Raw genomic sequence first — 16,890 nt, 5'->3', positions numbered from 1 at the left:
TATAGCGGCCATCATACACCGCTCAAGGGAAAGATTCATGGCATACTATGCGCCGTCTATCTGCAACCTTATCGAGACAATGACTTTTACGCTGCGCCCTTACCAACGCGAAGCGGTGGACGCCACCCTCGCCCATTTTCGTCAACATGCAGAACCTGCGGTTATTGTACTGCCGACCGGTGCCGGGAAAAGCCTGGTGATAGCCGAACTGGCACGTCTGGCACGCGGTCGCGTGCTGGTGCTGGCGCATGTCAAAGAGCTGGTAGCACAAAACCACGCCAAGTATGTTGCGCTTGGGCTGGAAGCGGATATCTTCGCTGCCGGGTTAAAGCGTAAACAGAGCAACGGCAAAGTGGTGTTTGGCAGCGTGCAATCCGTGGCACGTAACCTGTCGCAGTTTCAGGGCGAGTTTTCACTGTTGGTGGTAGATGAGTGCCACCGTATCAGTGATGATGACGACAGCCAGTATCAGCAAATCCTGGCGCATCTGCGTGAGGTCAACCCCCACTTACGTCTGCTCGGTTTGACGGCAACCCCCTTCCGTCTCGGCAAAGGCTGGATTTACCGTTTTCATTATCATGGGATGGTGCGCGGTGACGAAAAGGCGTTGTTCCGCGACTGCATTTATGAGCTTCCGCTGCGCTATATGATTAAACATGGCTATCTTACCCCGCCGGAGCGGCTGGATATGCCTGTGGTGCAGTATGATTTCAGCCGCCTGCAGGCACAGAGCAACGGTCTGTTCAGTGAAGCTGATCTGAACCGCGAGCTGAAAAAACAGCAACGCATTACACCGCATATTGTCAGCCAAATCGTTGAGTTTGCGCAGACGCGCAAAGGGGTGATGATCTTTGCCGCCACCGTTGAACATGCCAAAGAGATTACCGGCCTGCTGCCCGCCGATGACGCCGCGCTTATCACCGGTGATACAGCTGGCCCGGAACGCGATGCGTTGATCGCGGCATTTAAACAACAACAGTTTCGTTATCTGGTGAACGTGTCCGTGTTGACCACCGGCTTTGATGCGCCGCATGTCGACCTGATTGCTATTTTACGTCCGACGGAGTCTGTCAGCCTGTATCAGCAAATCGTCGGACGTGGTCTGCGGCTGGCGCCCGGAAAAACCGACTGCCTGATCCTGGATTACGCGGGCAACCCTCACGATCTCTACGCACCGGAAATTGGTGCACCAAAAGGCAAAAGTGACAATGTTCCGGTGCAGGTGTTCTGCCCCGGTTGCGGTTTTGCCAACACCTTCTGGGGGAAAACCACTGCCGATGGCACGCTGATCGAACATTTTGGCCGCCGTTGCCAGGGCTGGCTGGAAGATGATGAAGGCCATCGGGAGCAGTGTGATTATCGCTTTCGCTTTAAAAACTGCCCGCAATGCAATGCGGAAAATGACATTGCCGCCCGCCGCTGCCGAAGTTGCGACTGCGTGCTGGTTGACCCCGACGATATGCTGAAAGCGGCGCTGAAGCTCAAAGATGCGCTGGTACTGCGCTGTAGTGGTATGACATTACAACAAGGGGCGGATGCGAAAGGCGAATGGTTGAAAATCACCTACTACGACGAAGACGGCGCGGATGTCAGTGAGCGCTTCCGTCTGCAAACCGCCGCTCAGCGCACCGCTTTCGAACAACTGTTCATTCGCCCGCATACCCGCACGCCTGGCGTGCCCCTGCGCTGGATTGTCGCCACGGATATCATCGCGCAACAGGCACGGCTACGACACCCTGATTTTGTGGTAGCGCGCCTCAAGGGGCAGTTCTGGCAAGTGCGGGAAAAAGTCTTCGATTATGAAGGTCGCTTTCGTCGGGCGCATGAATTACGCGGATAAACGCGCTTTTGATTGATGTATCGGGTATTCGGGGATAGAATACCGCCCGCTTTTGCATCCGCGAAAGCCGATCATCTGCCTGTTGCTGGGTCGCCTGTAACAGGATCTATTTAAGAGAGATTTAAATGTTTACTATTAACGCAGACGTACGTAAAGAGCAGGGTAAGGGTGCGAGCCGCCGCCTGCGCGCAGCTAACAAGTTCCCGGCTATCGTTTACGGTGGAACTGAAGCTCCGATCGCTATCGAACTGGATCATGACAAACTGTGGAACCTGCAAGCGAAAGCTGAGTTCTATAGCGAAGTTGTGACCATCGTTGTTGATGGCAAAGAAGTAAAAGTGAAAGTTCAGGCTGTACAGCGTCACGCTTACAAACCGAAACTGACTCACATCGACTTCGTTCGCGCTTAATCGCCGACAAAGTTGAAGAAACCCCGCCACGGCGGGGTTTTTTTATATCTGTGCCTCACAGAAACCCGCCCTTCCGGGCAGGATTCACGGGCTATTTTCCGCCGTTAAAACGCCGCTGCAACTGGTCGCGCAGATTTGGCGGCGTTCCTTTGATGGTCAGCGTATCGGTCGCTGGATCCCAGAAAATACGCTCGCCGAGCAGCAATGCATCGAAATTGATGGTGAGACCACCGCCGCTACCCGCGTACTTGGTAAGCTGACGCAACGTGCTGCGATCCGCCGGGAAACTCTCTTCCAGCTCATAGCCCTGACCGGCGGTAAACTCTTCGAAGCTCACTTCGCTCACGCCAGCCAGCTCTTTTGAAAGCGAGGCCAGTTCAATCTCCTCACCCGCCTGCAACTGTTCGTTGCAATAGGTATAGACCTGCTGGCGCACGGTCTGACGCTCTGATTTATCCAATTCCGCCTGCGCAGTAAAGTCATCCACCGCCTGCAACAAGCCGCGGTTTTGCGCTTTGGCATTCAACCCTTCGCTGGCGCCAAGAAAATCCATAAAGAAATCGGCAACTTTGCGCCCTACCCGCCCTTTCAGGAAGGTTAAGTAACGGGTTGACTCCGGGTTCGTTTCCCACTCGGTTAAATCGATACGGGCCACAATATCCGCATGATTAATATCCAGATAGTGCGTAGAGCTAATATCCAGATTCTCGTTAACACGCATACTGCTTAAGTTGTTCAGCACCGCCACCAGCAGGTATTCCACCGCCAGGTAACGGTAGTGGCAAAACAGGACAATACCGCCATCAGCAAACGGATATTTCGCCAGTTCATCACGTAAGCGCCCGGTCGCCGCACGGCTGAAGGCGAGAAATTCTTCTTCGCCCTGGCGTTGCAAACGGAGTGCCTGCGCCAGCTCACTCTCTTCGTTAAACAGGCCGTAAGCTTTATTTTTTGCGCTATACACCCGGTGCAGTTCTTCGACCATCTCTTCAACAGGCGCGGTAGGTTCCAGCAAAGAATCGCGCAGCACCAGCTCGAGGGTTTGCTCATCGCGTTTGATAAGCTGATGCAGGGCAATCTGGTTGATGTCCAGACTCATGATAAACTCTCCTTTTAGACCGCGGTATTCAACCACCACCAACGCGACTGTGCAACAGCAGATAAAAAAGCAGAAAAAAAGCTGTTGCTACGGTAATATGTTGCCCTTTCATGAACACACAAATTGATGTCGATTTATGCCACAAATCTCCCGTTACAGCGATGAACACGTTGAACAACTGCTCAGTGAGCTTGCCAGCGTGCTGGAAAAACACAAAACGCCGACCGATCTGTCACTGATGGTCCTGGGCAATATGGTGACAAACCTGATCAATACCAGCGTCGCCCCTGCGCAGCGCCAGGCTATCGCAAAGTCGTTCGCTCAGGCGTTACAATCGTCAATTGGCGACGACAAAGCGCATTAAGGGAAATATCGACAGTTTATGGTGACGAATCGTCAGCGCTACTTTGAAAAAGTCTCCCAGATGGTTAGCTGGGGACACTGGTTTGCTTTGTTCAACATTCTGTTGTCCATTGTACTGGGTAGCCGCTATCTGTTCGTCGCCGACTGGCCCACCACGCTCTCCGGTCGCCTCTATTCGTACCTGAGCATTGCCGGTCATTTCAGCTTTCTGGTGTTCGCCGCCTACTTGCTGATCCTCTTTCCGCTGACATTTATTGTGATGTCGCAGCGGCTTATGCGGGTGCTGTCTGCGATCCTCGCGACAGCGGGTATGACGCTATTGCTTATCGATAGCGAAGTTTTTACCCGTTTCCACCTGCACCTTAACCCCGTCGTCTGGGAACTGGTGATTAACCCGGATCAAAATGAGATGGCGCGGGACTGGCAGCTGATGTTTATTAGCGTGCCAGTGATCCTGCTCATTGAGATGCTATTTGCGACCTGGAGCTGGCAAAAACTGCGCAGCCTTACCCGGCGTCGCCATTATGCCAAACCCGTCGCTGCTTTCTTCTTCGTCGCCTTTATCGCCACCCATGTGATGTACATCTGGGCAGACGCTAATTTTTATCGCCCTATCACCATGCAGCGTGCCAACCTGCCACTCTCTTATCCTATGACCGCGCGTCGTTTTCTGGAAAAACACGGGCTGCTGGATGCGCAGGATTATCAACGTCGCCTGGTGGAACAGGGGAATCCGGAAGCGGTTTCTGTTCAATATCCATTGAGCGATCTGCGCTATCAGGATATGGGCGCAGGACACAACGTCTTGCTGATTACCGTCGATGGCCTCAACTATTCGCGGTATGAGAAACAGATGCCGCAACTGGCCAGTTTCGCGCAGCAGAATGTGGCATTTACGCAGCATATGAGTTCAGGCAATACCGCAGACAGTGGCTATTTCGGCCTGTTCTACGGCATCTCGGCAAGTTATATGGATGGTGTGCTGTCGGCGCGTATTCCGGCCGCGCTGATTACCGCTTTCAACCAGCAAGGTTATCAGTTGGGTCTGTTCTCGTCTGATGGCTTTAGCAGCCCGCTCTATCGTCAGGCGCTGTTGTCTGATTTCTCCCTACCGGCAGCAAAACCGCAAAGTGATGAGCAAACCGCCGATCAGTGGATTAACTGGCTGGGGCACTACGCGCAGGATGATAACCGCTGGTTCTCCTGGGTATCGCTGAATGGCACCGCCGCGCTGGACAGCAATCAGCAGGGCTTTGCCCGTAAATACAGCCGCGCCGCATCAGACGTCGATACGCAAATTGCCCGCGTGCTGGATGCGCTGCGTGAATCCGGCAAGCTGGATGACACCGTGGTGATTATCACTGCCGGTCACGGTATACCAGAAAGCAAAGATGACGCTAATTTCGACTGGTCGCGCAGCAGACTGCATGTTCCGCTGGTTGTGCACTGGCCGGGAACGCCTGCTCAACGCATCAGCAAGCTGACGGATCATAAAGATATTATGACCACGCTGATGCAGCGCCTGCTGCATGTCAGCACGCCTGCAAACGAGTACTCACAGGGACAAGATCTGTTTAACGCCACGAGACGTCATAATTGGGTCACGGCGGCGAATGGCGATACGTTGGCGATTACCACGCCAGAGATAACGCTGGTGCTCGGTCAGAACGGGAATTACCGCACCTGGAATGCACAAGGCGAGAAAATCCGCGAACAGAAACCACAACTCAGTTTACTGCTGCAGGTTCTGACGGATGAAAAACGTTTTATCGCTAACTGATTGATTAATTATGAATCACTCAGCCTGCCCTTCACTTGCATTCAGCGATGAAAAGGGTACTATTAGCGCCACATGTCGGCACGTAGCGCAGCCTGGTAGCGCACTGTCATGGGGTGTCAGGGGTCGGAGGTTCAAATCCTCTCGTGCCGACCAAAATTCCCCAGAAAAACCAGCCCCCTGGGGCTGGTTTTTTTTATGCGTGCGATTTGGAAAAGGTAAAACAAAGGTAAAATGAAGGAACGCTGTCAGATGGCGGCCTGCTTTGCGAAACACCTGCCCGCGGTGCTCCTGTATCGCACTCACCCACGGACGTCATGCGAAAAACACGCCTGCCCGTGGAAAAAACCGTCATCACACCGATTAATTGGCACGCTTTCCGGGAAGCATTCTGAGCAGCGTGTTATCGCGTAATACATAGTGGTGCAGTAATGCCGCAGCAGCATGCAACCCAATAATAAAGTATCCCGCATTAGCCAGCGCCTCATGTACTTCCTTCAGGCTATGCTGTAATAAACTATTTTTAACAGCAGATACCGGCATGGTTATAAAAAAGAAGGCCCATTCTTTCTGGCCAAAAAAGAGTGATGCCACACCGAGTAACGGCAGAGCAATAAAAATTACATATAATAGTATGTGGACAAAAGAGGCGCTCCGCTTCTGCCATAACGGCAGTGGCGGAACCACTGGTGGCTCAGTATTTATTACTCTCAATACCAGTCTGATTAGCATCAGGATAAATACTGTAACTCCACATGTGTAATGTGTTATTCCCATCCAATAGCGGCCGACAGAATCTTTGGGGAAAATCCCCTTAAATTCCATAGCCGCGTACGTTACGATAATAAGCAATAAAACCAGCCAGTGCATGAACATCTGACTTCCTGCGTATTTTTTCATTTTTAATCATTCCTGTGAAATAAATAGAACGCTATGCCAGCGCATGGCCGACAAGCGAACCAGCTCCCATCGAAAGCGCCATCGCCAGTGCGCTCCAGAATGTCGTTCTGATGATTGCCATTGCCGCAGGTGCCTTCCCTGCAATGGACGAGATGTATCCCAGCACCGCCAGAGAAAACAACGTGGAGAGAATCACAAACGGCAGAACAAACCCTGCGGGTGTTAACCAGGCCACCATGACAGGTAATACAGCCCCGGCAGAAAAACTGACAGCGGAAAAAAGCGCCGCCTGAAGCGGGCGTGCACTATTCGTGCCCGTTAGCCCCAGCTCTTCTCTGGCATGGGCATCCAGCGCATCGTGCGCCATTAACTGCTCTGCAACCTGATGAGCAAGTGACGGCTCCAGACCCCGTTTCACGTACAGCGACATAAGCTCCTGTACTTCGCCTTCATAATTCACAGCGAGCTCTTCTTTTTCCTGTGCCAACGCGGCGTTTTCCGTATCCGCCTGCGAGGAGACAGAAACATATTCGCCGGTTGCCATCGACATGGCCCCTGCGACTAATCCGGCGACGCCAGCCAGTAGCACGCCAGAGGAGGATGTCTGCGCCGAAGCAACACCCAACACAAGGCTGGCGGTTGAGACAATGCCGTCGTTTGCTCCGAGCACAGCGGCTCTGAGCCATCCTACCCTTCCAATACTGTGGAGTTCCCGGTGCATAGTAGTGTTTTCCTGTTTATCAATATCCCCATTTCATTCAGTATTATTGATATATGAAAAATTATCTGGCCCGACAGAGTAAGCAATTTATTTTTTTATGCTTAACGCTACATTAAGATTATACAAATATAATCCGCGCATTGAGCTTTTCCTCATAAATGGAATATTAATATGCGAAATGATAATGGGTATCATAACCGATCAATAATGGCGCAAAGGAGTACCGTCGTCAGTGTCGTGGTTAATTTAATACTTTCATGTATTCAGATTATTACCGGCTTATTTTCAGCTTCTCAGGGGCTTGTTGCTGAGGGTATTCATTCGTTTTCTGATTTGATTGCCGATGTTGTTGTGTTGTTTGCCAATAAAAAAAGCCGTAAGCCTTCAGACAATGACCATCATTACGGGCACTGGCGGTATGAAAATGGCGCGTCGATGATACTTGCGATCATGTTGATAGCCGTTGGAGTGGGAATGCTATGGTCTGCTATCGGAAAATTACAGCATCCGGAAACGCTTAGCGACATTCATATCGTGGCCCTTTGGGTCGCTCTTGCTACGCTGGTCGCGAAGGAAATCCTCTTCCGTTACATGCTCAGCGTGGCAACACGCATCCAGTCCACCCTGCTTATTGCCAATGCCTGGCATGCCCGCTCAGATGCAGCATCATCCGTTGTGGTCGCGATCGGCATTACCGGAACACTGGCCGGATATGCCTGGTTTGATCCCGTTGCGGCCTTCGTGGTTGGCGTGCTGATAGCCCGGATGGGATATGCATTCGCCAAAGACGCCTTGCAAGACCTGATGGATCGTTCTGTTGACGCAGAAAAAGAGCATGAAATAAAAACGATCCTTCTCTCCACACCCGGTGTTGCGGGTCTCCATGATATGAAAACCCGTAAAGCGGGCGATCTCATCCTGGTCGATGTGCATCTGGAGGTTCCGGAACATCTCTCTGTCAGAGATGGGCATGACATTGCTGTTGCGGCACGCGAAAGGGTCATGACTAAAAAGGAGGTTCTTAATGTCATGGTGCATATCGATCCGTTTGCGATAAAAACGGATGAAGCCTTTACGGGATGAATGGCGCGAGAATGGCCGCGGAGCATCACAGAGGTAATAAAAAAGCCGTAACAGGGTCGTTACGGCTTAGTGCGTCCGGAATGGTAATTACAGCGCGATATCCGCCACGGTTTCGCTGTCGCTCTGCGGATGCAGAGCCGGTTTTTGCACCGGCGGGGTAACATCGGCAATCAGCGATTCGTCACATTTCAGCCCCAGAATCTCGCTGGTGTAACGCAGCTCAGCGTCAGCAGCGTCAATATTACCGTTCAGTTCAGTGCCGAATGAAGGGATGATCTCTTTCAGTTTTGCCTGCCAGCTTGCGGAAGCAAACCGTTCCGTGAACACTTTCTCCATCAGCTCCAGCATAATCGGCGCAGCGGTCGATGCCCCCGGCGATGCCCCTAACAGCGCGGCGATAGTACCTTCTTTATCACTGACCACTTCAGTGCCCAGTCGCAACACCCCGCCCTTACCGGGTTCACGCTTGATGATCTGCACACGCTGACCAGCCTGCCATAAACGCCAGTCTTCTTTCATCGCCAACGGGTAGTATTCGCGCAGCGCATCAAAACGATCGTCTTCATTTTGCAGCACCTGACCGACCAGATATTTAACCAGACTAAAGTTGGTCATGCCGACAGTCAGCATTGGCAGTACGTTGGAGGTATTGGTGGAGCGAAGCAGATCCCATAATGATCCGTTTTTCAGGAAACGCGTCGAGAAGGTGGCAAACGGCCCAAACAGCAGCACACGCTTACCGTCAATAATACGCGTATCAATATGCGGCACTGACATCGGCGGCGCGCCCACGGTAGCCTGACCGTAGACTTTTGCCAGATGGTGATTCACCACGTCCGGGTTTTCGGAAACAAGAAACTGGCCGCCCACCGGGAAACCGGCATAATCCGCCGCTTCCGGAATGCCAGATTCTTGCAGCAGCTTAAGCGCCGCACCACCCGCGCCAATAAAGATAAACTTCGCCCGGATTACCTGCTCACCGCCGCCTTTCAGCGAATGGAGTGTCACGCTCCAGCTATTATCCGCATTGCGCTTGAGACCACGCACTTCCGTACCCAGTTGCAGTGAGAAGTTCTCTTTTTTCTGCAATGCGCCAATCATCTGGCGGGTCAGCTCACCAAAGTTCACATCGGTGCCAATTTCCGTCCGGGTGGCCGCAATTTTCTGCTTCGCGTCGCGCCCTTCCATCACCAGCGGTGCCCACTGTCTGATCTGCTCAGCATCTTCGGAATAGCGCATGCCGCGGAACAGGGAACTCTGCTGCAGCGCTTTATAGCGTGCGCGCAGGAAGTTGACATTGTCATCGCCCCACACAAGGCTCATGTGCGGCACGGTATTAATAAAGGAGCGGGGGTTGTTGAGCACACCGGTTTTCACCTGATGCGCCCAAAACTGGCGAGAAATACGAAAGGCTTCGTTGATTTCAATCGCTTTTTTGATACTGATGGTGCCATCCGCACTTTGCGGCGTGTAGTTCAGTTCCATTAATGCGGCATGCCCGGTTCCGGCGTTGTTCCAGCCATTCGAACTCTCTTCCGCCAGGGCATCCAGCCGCTCTACCATGGTGATCGACCAGTCGGGCTCCAGCTCTTGCAGCCAGGTTCCCAGCGTGGCGCTCATGATCCCACCACCAATTAAAAGCACATCTGTTTCCTGCTCTTTCGATGCGGAACCTTTTGCTGCTTTCGAGACAGCATTTAGCCCGACAGCCATCGAAAACAGCCTGGCAGTCATTTTTTTCATGTTGTCATTGCCTTACTTTTAGTGCTGTTTTATTCGCATTTATTGAGGGTAAAGTCGTTAGCGCTTCTAACGTAGCACTTACACAATGAGATTTAAATAATGTTTAATCATTAAATTTCCATTGTATAAATGTTACTAATAAGTTGATTTTTTGCATTAGATTTAACGCATTTCGCTGGTCATAAACGGCCAGAGTCTGCTATAGTTTTGCGTTTTTCCACCTGCCCGAACGCCTTTTCCTGCGCGAAGAAGCCTCTCACCTACACAATCTTATGACCCAAAAAGCAAGCCATTTTGCACTGCTGAGAAACGATGATCTTCGCTCGCGGCAGTTGTTCACCCGCGCAGTAGAGAGCACTGAGTCCTGAAGCGATCTCGTTTTCGGTGAGAGCCTGGGGTTGCCCCGAAAGTGAGTCTGATTGCCTCTGTTGTACGGTGCCTTTCCATGTCGTTATTCGGTGGACGGCTGGCAATGATAATGGCAGCGGCAGGACCAGTCGCATTAGTTATCGGACCGAGGTTTCATCAAAACGGTGTGGAATACATTTTGCCTGCACTATTGCTGGCGGGAGTCATTCAAATCATTTTGGGGCTGACCGGCATGACGTGCCTGATGCGTTTTATTCCGCACGCGGTGATGACCGGTTTTGTTAACGCGCCGGGCAGCCTGATTTTTGTTTTTCTGGCGCAGAGCTGCGCTGATTGTGGCGCTGTTTGTCCTGATCTTACTGATCGTGTTGTGGTTGCCGCGCTGGCGGTCACGCCCGCGAGGTGGCGGAAGAAACCGCAAGCTACAGCAGAAACAGTGTTGCCAGCCCGAGAAAAATAAAGAAACCACCGGTATCGGTAATCGCGGTGATCATCACGCTGGAGCCGACCGCCGGGTCGCGCCCCAGCCGGGTCATGATCATCGGGATTAATACTCCCATTAGCGCGGCCATCAGCAGGTTCAGCACCATCGCCAGCGTCATGACACCACCGAGTGCGGCATCGTCATACAACCACCAGGTCACCCCTCCCATGATCCCGCCCCACACCAGGCCGTTAATCAGCGCTACCCCCATCTCGCGCAGAATCAAAAAGGTAATGTTACCCGGCTGAATGTTCTGTAGCGCCAGCGCCCGGACAATCATGGTAATGGTCTGATTACCGGTGTTACCGCCGATCCCGGCAACGATAGGCATCAGCGACGCCAGCGCCACCAGTTGCGAAATCGTATGTTCAAAACCGTCAATAACCCTGGAGGCGATAAACGCCGTGCACAAATTGGTCGCCAGCCACACCCAGCGCGTTCTTACGGCTTTGGTCACTGGCGCAAACACATCTTCTTCCGTGCTCAGGCCGCCCATCTGACGCATATCATTGTCGGTTTCTTCGTATACCACATTGACGATCTCATCAATCGTCAGACGCCCCATCAGCATGCCATTACTGTCTACCACCGCCGCACTGACCAGATTGTCACGTTCAAAGGTACGAGCAACCTTCTCCGCGTCATCCTCTGGCGAAAACATCACCGGCTCGGCATCCATCACGTCGCTTACCCGCTTGCCTGCGGCATTAAGCAAAATGGTTTGCAGCCCGAGTTCTCCCACCAGGCGGTTATCACGCCCGATAACAAACAACTTATCGGTGTTTTCCGGCATCCTGCCAAGCCTGCGCAAATAGCGCTGTACCGCCGCCAGCGTCACCTCTGAACGAACGGTGATAACTTCGAACTCCATGAGCGCGCCAACACAATTTTTAGCGTAACGCATCACCTGGCGGACACGGGCGCGTTCTGCCGGCGGCAGCGTGGCCATTAACCGCCCGATGAGATTCCGCGGTAGGTGCTGCACCAGCCAGATCCTATCGTCGATATCCACGGTTTCCAGGATGGCGAGCAGTGCGCGATCGCTCATTTCATCAATCAGGTCATCCCAGACATTTTCCGAGGCTTCAAGCAACACTTTCCCGCGTTTGCCATCCTCCACCAGCCGCCACAATGCATGGCGTTCATCCACGGGTAACGCTTCAAGCGTGTCAGCCAAATCTGGCGGTGGCAAATGGGACACCAGCGCACGGACTTCCGCCAGGTCCTGATCGAGCCTTTCCCCATCCAACTGCTCGACGAGAGTGATCTCGCCCAGTAGCGTCGCGGTAAGCGTTTTATGGGTCGTCAGTAGCCAAATCAGGCGCGCACGCTCCTCTTCGCGCAGTTTGACACTGTTTTTCTTCATCACCGACATTGGACTGTCCCTGAATGGTAAAAAGCTCCGACAAACCGAAGCAGAACAGCGTTAAGCATAGCGGGTGAGTTTGTAAAAAATAATAAACGGCGGGAGTGCCCGGGCAAAAAAACAGCGCGCCCCTGCAATGCAGGGGCGCGGATAATCAGGCGGTACGGGCGACCGCGTCTCGGGAGGCCTTTTCGCGTTCTTCACCGACCAGTTCGCTCAACTGGCCGTCGCGCATCTCCAGCAGGCGGTCGGCGTGAATAAAGTAGTGATCATCATGGCTGATCGCAAAAATGGTTTTCCCCCTTTGCTGCATCAACGGCAATAGCACCTGGTAGAAGTCGCGACGGAAATGGGGATCCTGATCCGCAGCCCACTCATCAAGCAGCAAAATGTCGCGCTCTTCCGCCAGTGCCAGCAGCAGCGCGACGCGCTTTTTCTGCCCTTTCGACAGTTTTAAATTCAGGATCTTACCGTTGTTCAGCTCCAGCTTATGCGCCATTTTTAACTGTTCCAGCCATGTGTCCACCAGTGCCGGATCCGCCTGTTTCCCCTCCGGCCCCAGCAAATCGTCAAACAGCCAGACGTCGGTAAACACCGCGGAGAAGAGCTTGCGATAATCTTCCGGTTTGTCGTGCGCCATGGGTTTGCCATCCAGCAGGATCTCACCGGATGCCGGCTGATATAGCCCGGTCAGCAGCATTGCCAGCGTCGATTTGCCGCTCCCGTTACCGCCGATCAAAAACACCAGCTCGCCGCGATTAAGGATCATATTGACCGGACCAATCGCAAAGTCATTATCCTGATATTTAAAGGTGACATTGCGCAGCTCCAGCGTTTGCCAGCCAGCAAACGACTGCGGACGGGGGAACGCGGGTTGGTACTGTGCCAGCGCAAACTTTTTCAGTTTATTAAAGGCGACCTGAGCGCTTAACAGCGTCGGCAATGCGCCCACGGCGGAGAGCAACGGCGTGCGCAGAAACAGCAGAGTAAGCGAATAGGTCGCCGCTACGTTAGTGTCGGCCCAGCCAAGACTGTTTGCCATCCAGAAGACAAGCCCAATGGCACCGAGCATCATGATATTCGACCAGTTCACCGCGCTCAGGTGAAAGGTGTCGGCGCGAATAATATGATGGCGGTATTGGCGCGCATCCGGCAGATATATCTGTTCAAAAATATGTTCCGCACGCTCGCGGTTCAGATTCAGCTCTTTACGTCCTTCCAGTACGGTCTGGAAATCGTTATAGAGCTTATCTTCCGTCTCACGCAGCATCGCCATATGTTTGTAAACGCGGGAGACCAGAACAAAACCGCCCCAGATGGTCAGCGCCATCCACAGCGCGGTAACCACCAGCATCTTACCGGAGAGCATGGCGAGATAGATGCATGAGCCAAGGGTCAGGATGATCCCCTGCACCAGTTCTGGCAGGCGCACGAATGCAATGGTGATATTACGGACATCACTGGTTAGCCCTGCCAGCAATGCTGCGCTGCCCAACTGCTCGATCCGCTCTACCGGCGTGTCGAGAATGCGTTTGATAAATTCGCTGCGCAGGCGGTAAACGAAGTGATGACCGAGGGTGGTCAGCGCAAGTTGCGAACCTAGCGTGACCGCCATCAGCAACAGCAGCAAACCGAGAAATTCCGGAAGCACCGTCAATGAAATATCCACGGTTTCTATTAATCGCTGGTTAATAAAGGCAATCAGTCCGATGCCTAAGGCGGCGCTTACCAGGGTGAGCGCCAGTACGGCCACAAACGGCCAGCGATACTGCCGCCAGACAAGAAGAAGGAGTTGCATAAAACGACCCGGTCAACAAAAACAGCCAGCAGTGTAAACGGCTGGCAATTTACATCAAGAATAATTCTTATTTTTATTTGCTGTTACTGGCATGACGAAAAGTGAGATTGTAACGGCATTCACCGGTGATCGGGTGGTAACCCGCTTTCAGCGGCGCAATACCATGATAATAGAGCCGCGACTCGCCCCCCCAGACCACAATATCCCCATGCTCCAGCATCAGTCGCTGTAGCGGATCGTTGCGTTTGAGCCCACCGAATTGGAATATTGCCGGTAATCCCAGAGACACCGAAACGATAGGCGCGCGCAGATCCGGTTCATCCTTATCCTGATGCAGTGAGAGCTTCGCGCCAGGTGCATAACGGTTGATCAAACAGGCATCCGGTCTGAAGTCAGGGTATCCTGCAGCAGTGCTGGCCTTCTGACACAGCGCCAGGAACGCCTCTGGGATGGCCGGCCACGGACGTTGGGTTTGCGGATCGACGGGAGCATAGAGGTAACCGTGCTGGTCGGTCGTCCAGCCAAGCGTGCCGCAATTGGTCATTGCCACGGACATGGTATACCCGCCGGGCGTCACCATATGGCGCAGCGGCGACTGGCTAATAACCTGTCCAATCCCGCGCATCAACGCCTCAGTGTCTGGCAGGGCAAAACGTCTCAGCACAACGGCGCCGGGCGCAAGCGACTCCTGCCAGGGTTCTTCATCCGCAAACAAATCAAGCATCAGGTCTCCTCTTTATTCTCTTCCCGCTGCAGCAATTGCGCTTTGCGCGCCGCCCCCCAGCGATAACCGGAGAGTGCACCATCGCCCCGCACCACGCGGTGACAGGGAATAATAATCGCCAGTTTGTTTGCCGCACAGGCACTGGCAACGGCCCTCACAGCACGAGGTTTGCCTATCTTTTGCGCCAGTGTCTGGTAACTCACGGTCTCCCCCACCGGGATCTCACGCAACGCCTGCCATACCTGCAGTTGAAAAGCCGTTCCGCGTAAATCCAGCGGTAAGCTGAAAGGAGAATCCGTATTGTCGATGCGCTGGATCACCTGCGCCACGCGTCGGGTAAAAGATTCATCCCCCTGCGCCCGATGCGCATGCGGAAAGATAGCACTCAGTTCAGCAATCAATTGCTCATCGCTGTCTGCCAGCAAAATGGCACAAATACCCCGCGCGCTCTCTGCCACCAGGCAGCGTCCCAGCGAACAGTCGCTCAACGTAAACCAGACCGCTGTATCGTCCCCTCCCGCGCGGAACTGACGCGCCGTCATGCCCAGCGAGGCGTCCGCGTGGCGGTAATAAGTACTGCTGTCCGGGAAACCTGCTGCCAGCACTGCGTCGGTCACCGTGTCACTCTGTGCAAGCGTCGCGCGTAAGCGACGGGCGCGAAATGCCTGTTGCCAGGCTTTTGGCGTCATCCCGGTGGCGGATTTAAATAGACGATGAAAATGGTAGGGACTCATCGCCGCCTGCTCGGCAAGCCGCGCCAGTGTGACAGGCGCATCCTGTTCTAACAGACGGCAGGCAGCGGCGATTTTATCCAGCCGCTGTTGCTGCGGATGGAGGGTATCCGGCCGGCAGCGTTTGCACGGGCGAAAACCGGCAGCCACGGCACTTTGCGCGTCCGGGTAAAAACGCACATTCTGGCGCAGCGCATGGCGCGCCGTGCAGGAGGGGCGGCAAAAAATACCGGTGGTCAGTACGGCAAAAACGAACTGACCATCAGCCTGTGGGCTGCGCGCCAGCACCGCCTGCCAGCGCTGTTCATCAGTTAAAATGGCGTTATTCATGTCAGGCTCCTTCTATAAGCTTAGCCTCACTGTGCCCGTTAGCGCGCCTTCTGACACCCGCAATCTTGCGGTTTAATTTTTTTCGCTGATTAGAAAAGCGGAGAACTGTGGCGACATCCAGGTGGTGAAGCCCTCTCCCTGTTTGATTATCATAAATACCGCCAATCCTTCGCGTTTCACCACCTCTTTTGCCTGCTCCGTACCGAGCACCATCAACCCGGTGTCCCAGGCATCCGCTTCCAGCGCCGTTGGTGCGATCACCGTAACGGAGACCAGCGCATGCTGAATCGGCTGCCCGCTGCGCGGGTCAATAATGTGCGAGATGCGTTTGCCATCAAGTTCGTAGTAATTACGATAGCTGCCGGAGGTGCTGATACCATGCCCGTTGATGTCCACGATCGCCTGGGCGGCATTTTCGCGATCGGTAGGTTTCTGAATCGCCACTCGCCAGGGTTGCCCCTGGGCATTCATGCCACGACTGGCGAGCGCACCGCCAACGGACACCAGATAGCGGGCGATCCCTTCCTGCTCCATCAGTTGCGCCAGATGATCCGCCGCATAGCCCTCGCCCACTGTTGATAAATCGACAAACAGATCCGGCAGATCTTTTTGCAGGAACTGTTCACCTGCACGGTTAATGACCGTTAAATGGGCCAGCCCTGTGCGCGCTTTTGCCGCGTCAATCTGCGCGTGTTCCGGCGTTTTGACCGGCTGTTTGTCTGGCCCGAACCCCCACAAATTCACCAGAGGCCCCACTGTAATATCCATCGCGCCGTCGGTTTTTTCGCCAACGCGTAACGCTGTAGTGACGATATCCGCCATAGCGGCGCTGACGGGCCAGGGCGCGGTGCTGGCGGAATGGTTAAAACGCATCAACGCAGAGTCGTTCTTCCAGGTGGACAGTAAGTGGTCATCACCGTCCAGCTGAGCCTGAATTTTTTGCTGCAACGCCTGCGCCTGTTGTGCATTGATATCCACCACACTGACGCGCCACGAGGTACCCATCGTTTTACCTTCGAGCACCGTCGGCGTTGCCAGTTCGCCTCTGTCGCACCCCGCCAGTAATAAAAGCGCCGCTATCAAGCCGGCACGAAGAAAAGTTATCGCCATGTTTTATGACCTCCTTGCTGGCGGCAAGCGTACACCAAATCG

The 16,890-nt window shown here is 53.7% G+C and carries 14 protein-coding genes, 1 tRNA gene and 1 pseudogene; 7 read left to right on the top strand and 9 right to left on the bottom strand.

Annotated features, from left to right (window positions below):
- Window positions 1-79 precede the first annotated feature (79 nt).
- Together O9K67_RS08055 and rplY are read left to right on the top strand one after the other, a co-directional pair.
- Window positions 80-1,840, top strand: a complete 1,761-nt coding sequence (locus O9K67_RS08055) for a DEAD/DEAH box helicase (RefSeq protein WP_061499846.1) — start codon at window positions 80-82, stop codon at window positions 1,838-1,840.
- Between the two features lie 125 nt (window positions 1,841-1,965).
- The gene (gene rplY / locus O9K67_RS08050; protein ID WP_061493968.1) at window positions 1,966-2,250 is read left to right on the top strand and encodes a 50S ribosomal protein L25; all 285 of its coding nucleotides are present in this window, start codon (window positions 1,966-1,968) and stop codon (window positions 2,248-2,250) included.
- A gap of 91 nt (window positions 2,251-2,341) precedes the next feature.
- On the opposite strand, the gene yejK is transcribed toward rplY, so the two are convergent.
- Window positions 2,342-3,349, bottom strand: a complete 1,008-nt coding sequence (yejK, locus tag O9K67_RS08045; RefSeq protein ID WP_061493967.1) for a nucleoid-associated protein YejK — start codon at window positions 3,347-3,349, stop codon at window positions 2,342-2,344.
- A 136-nt stretch (window positions 3,350-3,485) separates the two neighbouring features.
- Here yejK and O9K67_RS08040 point away from each other — a divergent pair, with 136 nt between their 5' ends.
- The 3 genes from O9K67_RS08040 to O9K67_RS08030 all read left to right on the top strand — a co-directional run bounded on the left by O9K67_RS08040 (window position 3,486) and on the right by O9K67_RS08030 (window position 5,645).
- Window positions 3,486-3,713, top strand: a complete 228-nt coding sequence (locus O9K67_RS08040) for a YejL family protein (RefSeq protein ID WP_061493966.1) — start codon at window positions 3,486-3,488, stop codon at window positions 3,711-3,713.
- Between the two features lie 18 nt (window positions 3,714-3,731).
- Window positions 3,732-5,492, top strand: a complete 1,761-nt coding sequence (gene yejM / locus O9K67_RS08035) for an LPS biosynthesis-modulating metalloenzyme YejM (protein ID WP_061493965.1) — start codon at window positions 3,732-3,734, stop codon at window positions 5,490-5,492.
- A 76-nt stretch (window positions 5,493-5,568) separates the two neighbouring features.
- Window positions 5,569-5,645: transfer RNA gene (locus O9K67_RS08030), tRNA-Pro, on the top strand.
- 207 nt (window positions 5,646-5,852) lie between these two features.
- Here the strand turns inward: O9K67_RS08030 and cybB are convergent.
- Both cybB and O9K67_RS08020 read right to left on the bottom strand, forming a co-directional pair.
- On the bottom strand, window positions 5,853-6,389 hold the full coding sequence (gene cybB / locus O9K67_RS08025; protein ID WP_061493964.1) for a cytochrome b561: 537 nt from the start codon (window positions 6,387-6,389) through the stop codon (window positions 5,853-5,855).
- 31 nt (window positions 6,390-6,420) lie between these two features.
- Window positions 6,421-7,110, bottom strand: a complete 690-nt coding sequence (locus O9K67_RS08020; RefSeq protein ID WP_061493963.1) for a VIT1/CCC1 transporter family protein — start codon at window positions 7,108-7,110, stop codon at window positions 6,421-6,423.
- Between the two features lie 171 nt (window positions 7,111-7,281).
- Here O9K67_RS08020 and O9K67_RS08015 point away from each other — a divergent pair, with 171 nt between their 5' ends.
- Complete coding sequence (locus tag O9K67_RS08015; RefSeq protein ID WP_061493962.1) at window positions 7,282-8,193, top strand: cation diffusion facilitator family transporter; 912 nt, start codon at window positions 7,282-7,284, stop codon at window positions 8,191-8,193.
- Between the two features lie 87 nt (window positions 8,194-8,280).
- Here O9K67_RS08015 and mqo read toward each other — a convergent pair whose 3' ends face one another.
- Window positions 8,281-9,936 (bottom strand): malate dehydrogenase (quinone), encoded by a 1,656-nt coding sequence (gene mqo, locus O9K67_RS08010; RefSeq protein ID WP_061493961.1) that lies wholly within the window; start codon window positions 9,934-9,936, stop codon window positions 8,281-8,283.
- Window positions 9,937-10,208: 272 nt separating this feature from the next.
- On the opposite strand from mqo, the pseudogene O9K67_RS08005 reads away from it, so the two are divergent.
- Window positions 10,209-10,688: pseudogene (locus tag O9K67_RS08005) on the top strand (SulP family inorganic anion transporter); the annotation flags it as partial.
- A 39-nt stretch (window positions 10,689-10,727) separates the two neighbouring features.
- On the opposite strand, the gene mgtE reads toward O9K67_RS08005, so the two are convergent.
- The 5 genes from mgtE to apbE form a co-directional block, all read right to left on the bottom strand.
- Window positions 10,728-12,164 carry a magnesium transporter gene (mgtE, locus tag O9K67_RS08000; RefSeq protein WP_061493959.1) on the bottom strand — a complete coding sequence of 479 codons (1,437 nt, stop codon included), beginning with the start codon at window positions 12,162-12,164 and terminating at the stop codon, window positions 10,728-10,730.
- Window positions 12,165-12,309: 145 nt separating this feature from the next.
- Window positions 12,310-13,953 carry a multidrug ABC transporter permease/ATP-binding protein gene (locus O9K67_RS07995; protein ID WP_061493958.1) on the bottom strand — a complete coding sequence of 548 codons (1,644 nt, stop codon included), beginning with the start codon at window positions 13,951-13,953 and terminating at the stop codon, window positions 12,310-12,312.
- A gap of 73 nt (window positions 13,954-14,026) precedes the next feature.
- On the bottom strand, window positions 14,027-14,677 hold the full coding sequence (gene alkB / locus O9K67_RS07990; RefSeq protein WP_061493957.1) for a DNA oxidative demethylase AlkB: 651 nt from the start codon (window positions 14,675-14,677) through the stop codon (window positions 14,027-14,029).
- The gene (gene ada, locus O9K67_RS07985) at window positions 14,677-15,738 is read right to left on the bottom strand and encodes a bifunctional DNA-binding transcriptional regulator/O6-methylguanine-DNA methyltransferase Ada (RefSeq protein ID WP_061493956.1); all 1,062 of its coding nucleotides are present in this window, start codon (window positions 15,736-15,738) and stop codon (window positions 14,677-14,679) included. Before ada ends, alkB begins: the two co-directional genes overlap by 1 nt.
- A gap of 72 nt (window positions 15,739-15,810) precedes the next feature.
- Entirely contained in the window at window positions 15,811-16,848 is a 1,038-nt protein-coding gene (gene apbE / locus O9K67_RS07980; protein ID WP_061493955.1) for an FAD:protein FMN transferase ApbE, read from the bottom strand.
- Window positions 16,849-16,890 lie beyond the last annotated feature (42 nt).

The sequence above is a fragment of the Kosakonia oryzendophytica genome (assembly GCF_027886705.1).
In the GTDB taxonomy this organism is placed as follows: Bacteria; Pseudomonadota; Gammaproteobacteria; order Enterobacterales; family Enterobacteriaceae; genus Kosakonia; species Kosakonia oryzendophytica.
The sequence above is the reverse complement of the archived record's forward strand: the minus strand, read 5'-3'. Positions and strand labels throughout refer to the sequence as shown.

Coding starts and splice junctions, on each gene's coding strand:
- O9K67_RS08055 (WP_061499846.1), top strand. CDS start 80: ATGACTTTTACGCTGCGCCCTTACCAACGCGAAGCGGTGGACGCCACC.
- rplY (WP_061493968.1), top strand. CDS start 1,966: ATGTTTACTATTAACGCAGACGTACGTAAAGAGCAGGGTAAGGGTGCG.
- yejK (WP_061493967.1), bottom strand. CDS start 3,349: ATGAGTCTGGACATCAACCAGATTGCCCTGCATCAGCTTATCAAACGC.
- O9K67_RS08040 (WP_061493966.1), top strand. CDS start 3,486: ATGCCACAAATCTCCCGTTACAGCGATGAACACGTTGAACAACTGCTC.
- yejM (WP_061493965.1), top strand. CDS start 3,732: ATGGTGACGAATCGTCAGCGCTACTTTGAAAAAGTCTCCCAGATGGTT.
- cybB (WP_061493964.1), bottom strand. CDS start 6,389: ATGAAAAAATACGCAGGAAGTCAGATGTTCATGCACTGGCTGGTTTTA.
- O9K67_RS08020 (WP_061493963.1), bottom strand. CDS start 7,110: ATGCACCGGGAACTCCACAGTATTGGAAGGGTAGGATGGCTCAGAGCC.
- O9K67_RS08015 (WP_061493962.1), top strand. CDS start 7,282: ATGCGAAATGATAATGGGTATCATAACCGATCAATAATGGCGCAAAGG.
- mqo (WP_061493961.1), bottom strand. CDS start 9,936: ATGAAAAAAATGACTGCCAGGCTGTTTTCGATGGCTGTCGGGCTAAAT.
- mgtE (WP_061493959.1), bottom strand. CDS start 12,164: ATGTCGGTGATGAAGAAAAACAGTGTCAAACTGCGCGAAGAGGAGCGT.
- O9K67_RS07995 (WP_061493958.1), bottom strand. CDS start 13,953: ATGCAACTCCTTCTTCTTGTCTGGCGGCAGTATCGCTGGCCGTTTGTG.
- alkB (WP_061493957.1), bottom strand. CDS start 14,677: ATGCTTGATTTGTTTGCGGATGAAGAACCCTGGCAGGAGTCGCTTGCG.
- ada (WP_061493956.1), bottom strand. CDS start 15,738: ATGAATAACGCCATTTTAACTGATGAACAGCGCTGGCAGGCGGTGCTG.
- apbE (WP_061493955.1), bottom strand. CDS start 16,848: ATGGCGATAACTTTTCTTCGTGCCGGCTTGATAGCGGCGCTTTTATTA.